Here is a 3,896-nt window from a genome sequence, read left to right as displayed (position 1 = left end):
AACAGACCCAACAGACCCAACAGACCCAACAGACCCAGCAGACCCAGCAGACCCAACAGATCCAACGGACCCAACGGATCCAACTGACCCGACAGATCCAACAGATCCGACGGAACCAGAAGACGATGAAGAGTCAGAACACCATGGAAATGGCGGTGGTGGTGGCGGAACTATCATTAATGATATAGATGTTCCGTTGGCTAATCTAGAGAAAACAGATCACTTTGCATATGTAATAGGTTATCCAGAAGGAGATGTAAGGCCTCTAAACAATATAACAAGAGAAGAAGTAGCAATGATTTTCTATAGACTTTTGACTGATGAAAGCAGAAGTGAATTGTTAAGTGATGAAAACTCATTTACAGACTTAATGAACCATGAATGGTCAAATCGTGCAATATCAACTTTGAACAATGCAGGTATAATCAAAGGGTATCCTGATGGTACATTTAAACCGTCAGAACCTATTTCAAGAGCAGAATTTGCAACTATAGCAGCAAAATTTGATAATCTTGACTTGAGCAGTTCAAGTAATTTTACGGATATAGTAGGACATTGGGCAGAAAAATATATTACATCATCTGAAATAAAAGGTTGGATAAAAGGCTACCCGGATTTAACATTTAGACCTGAACAAGATATTACAAGAGCTGAAGCAATGACATTGATTAATAATGTATTAGGAAGAGCAGTACCAGAAGAAAATATTCACCCGGATGCAATGTTCTGGCAGGACATTTCAAATGATCAATGGTATTACAAAGCAATAATGGAGGCTACAAACAGCCATGACTACATGTTAGAAGAAGACGGCGATGAACTATGGACAGGAATGAAAGCAAACAAAGTATGGCCATAGAAATATTGAAAAATTAGACAGCGAAGAAATAAACGGTACTCTGTCAAACATAAAATTAAAATTTGAGCTAAAAGGTCTGATTTCAGTATTGTCGAAGTCAGACCTTTTTGGTTTAATAAGTGATTGTTATGGTGTAATTGGAATGTAATTGAAATGTAATAAAAATATAATCGCCAGATAATAGAAATGTAATTGAATTAATGTATAATTATGATTATTAAATAAGCAAAAATACTTCTGAAATAGGGGTGATTAAATGGAATACCCTTCAAAAAATGATTTTTATTTAAAATTCAAAGCTGTTTACAACAGAGAAGGAAATTTTATTGACTACGAGCTTGTGTACATAAGTGATACATTTTATAAAGCTGCCAACATTATTCCGGAAAGAATTTTAGGCAGGAGATTTTCAGAGATTGTTGTGGATTATTCAAATGAACTGGGGCTTAAGGAATTATATTTTAATATGATTCCAAAATCAAAATTTAAATTTGAAATTTATATCAAAGAAATTGAAAGATGGTATCTTATCAACATGTTTTCAGATAAGAGCAGTCAAGATGATCTGCTTGTAATATACTACGTTGATATAACATATATTAAACAGAATGTTCAATATCCTTACAGCCAATCAGAAAATGAACATAACACTTATAATATAAAAGATATAAAGAAGCTATACTACAAAGATCGTCTGACAGGATTGTATAACAAAAATTTCTTTGAAGAAGAACTGGCGAGACTGGATACGAAAAGACAGCTGCCAATAAGCCTTATAATGGGTGACATAAATGGTTTAAAGCTCATAAACGATGCGTTTGGTCACAACATGGGTGATAATGCTCTTAAAAAAGCAGCTGAAATTATGACCAGCTCCTTCAGGGATGAAGACATTATCAGTAGAATCGGTGGAGATGAATTTGTAGTACTATTGCCGAAAACCACAGGTGATACTGCCGTCGATATAGTTGAAAGAATAAAAGAAAAATGTGACAAGAACACACTGGATTACGTAAAAATCAATATAAGTTTTGGAGTTGCTACAAAAGAAACAGTAGATGAAGATATCCAAAAGGTGCTTAAGAAAGCTGAAGACAGAATGTACTTTAAAAAACTAAAGGAAAGCAAGGAAGCAAAGCTTTCAATGATTAAGTATTTAAAGAGCAGGCTGGAAAAGATCACATACGAAACCAAATCTCATTATGAACGCCTCAAGGGTCTTACTATGATGATGGCAGACGCACTTGATTTGACAGAAACAGAAAAAGAGGAATTAAGATTATTGTGTGAATTCCATGATATAGGAAAAATAGGTGTGTCTAGAAACATTCTTCAAAAAGTCGGAACATTGAACAACGAAGAATGGGAGACAGTGAAAAGGCACAGTGAAATTGGTTACTATATTGCACGGGAATTTCGGGATGCTTCCCCTATTGATGAATTGATATTAATTCACCATGAGCGATGGGATGGAAATGGGTATCCAGGACTATTCAAAAATGAGGAAATTCCTATTGTAGCCAGAGTATTTGCCATTGCTGATGCTTACGATGTGATGGTTAATGACAGACCATACAAAGACGTAATGACTAAGAGAGACGCTCTTCATGAAATAAGCGAAAAAGCTGGCAGTCAATTTGATCCTGCCATAGCACAGGTGTTTGTTAAATTAATGGAAAAAGAGGAACAAATTGTATAAAATTTCATTATTTTAAACATAATATAGTATAATTGTTATTCATGTTTAAGAACATTATATTTGTGGTATCTATAGTACATGAAGCTAAATATAATTGAATATTGGCAAACCTATCGAAAGATAGGGACGCAAAGCGAGAAGTCTAAAGCATAATGCTATGACCGTTCAGCTGCAAACTAATTTTAAATAATTACTTTGCAGCTTTTTTGTTTCATTAGTTTTAATGACATCCTATGGAAGATAAGGATCTCATTATTTAATTAGTTAGCAACAACTGCTTTTACTTGGGGGGTTGTTCTATATAAAAATTATTAATAGCTTGAAGAAAGGAGGTGTAAAAATTGAAATGTTTATTAATAAATTTTTACATAATTCAAAAGGGGAAAATAAAATTTTAAAGAAAGGAGGAAATCTTATGAATAAAAATTTGTTTAGAAAAGTTATTTGTTTAGTAATTGCTTTGATGATGATGATGCCAGCAATGCCGAACAGCTTGGTAAGTGCAGCAGCAACAGAGACGCGTACAGCTGACATTATATATTCGAATTTTACTATTGATTCGACAAATAATCATTCTAGTGTTAAAGCTTTCTGGTATGATGGTGGAAATCTATATTTTGCTTTTACTGTAATGAATGCAAAAAAACCTACTTCAGTGACATACACCTATGATGATAATGATATTGATACAGATCCAGATGTGACTAAGGTGGTAACTGGTTCTGATATTAATGCATTAACCGGTACAACAACACTTAAAGTTAATGACAGATATAGCCCAACAGAATCAAAAACATTTATGACAGATGACGCTAACCATTACTTTGTTATTGCAAATCTTGGAAATTTAACATTAGAAAATAAATTTGGAATTCAAATTGATGTCAAAGGTGGGGGGCATGAGTTTACTGGTACTATAACGTTGAATCACAAGATTGGTAAAATAGTAAAAGTGGATCAAAATATGGTACCACTACAAGGTTCAAAATTTACTGTTTTTAATTCCATAGTACCTACTCCACCTAATCAAATACCTGCTAATCAAGGTGTTTCAAACAATGAGCTTAATTTTTTCGTACTGCCAAATGGAAATATAACAATTTGGGAAGCAAGTGCTCCTATTGGATATACAGGTATTCAGTTTCCATTTACGGTTAAATTAAACCAAACAGGAACATCATTGGAATTTGTAGGTGGAAATTTAAATTCTGATTCAGTTACTATTGATGGCATGACAATAATGGTTAAAAATTATGGTTCAACTGTAACTATCAATTACGAATCAGAAGATACAAACAAGGGAACGGTAACACCAACAAGTGAAACAATAGCAACAGC

The 3,896-nt window shown here is 33.6% G+C and carries 3 protein-coding genes and 1 riboswitch; all 3 genes read left to right on the top strand.

The annotated features are described in order from the left end of the window. The coding region (locus BN358_RS00365) for an S-layer homology domain-containing protein (protein WP_019227344.1) at positions 1-859 on the top strand (859 nt) is incomplete at its 5' end. A 256-nt stretch (positions 860-1,115) separates the two neighbouring features. Then, on the top strand, positions 1,116-2,558 hold the full coding sequence (locus tag BN358_RS00360) for an HD-GYP domain-containing protein (protein WP_019227343.1): 1,443 nt from the start codon (positions 1,116-1,118) through the stop codon (positions 2,556-2,558). A gap of 93 nt (positions 2,559-2,651) precedes the next feature. Then, positions 2,652-2,735: riboswitch (cyclic di-GMP riboswitch) on the top strand. Positions 2,736-2,904: 169 nt separating this feature from the next. After that, the coding region (locus tag BN358_RS00355) for a hypothetical protein (RefSeq protein ID WP_157593206.1) at positions 2,905-3,896 on the top strand (992 nt) is incomplete at its 3' end.

Source organism: Sedimentibacter sp. B4, assembly GCF_000309315.1.
In the GTDB taxonomy this organism is placed as follows: domain Bacteria; phylum Bacillota; class Clostridia; order Tissierellales; family Sedimentibacteraceae; genus Sedimentibacter; species Sedimentibacter saalensis.
The sequence above is the reverse complement of the archived record's forward strand: the minus strand, read 5'-3'. Positions and strand labels throughout refer to the sequence as shown.

Bases quoted from the DNA above. Each gene is read 5' to 3' on its own strand.
- BN358_RS00360 (WP_019227343.1), top strand. From the start codon at position 1,116: ATGGAATACCCTTCAAAAAATGATTTTTATTTAAAATTCAAAGCTGTT.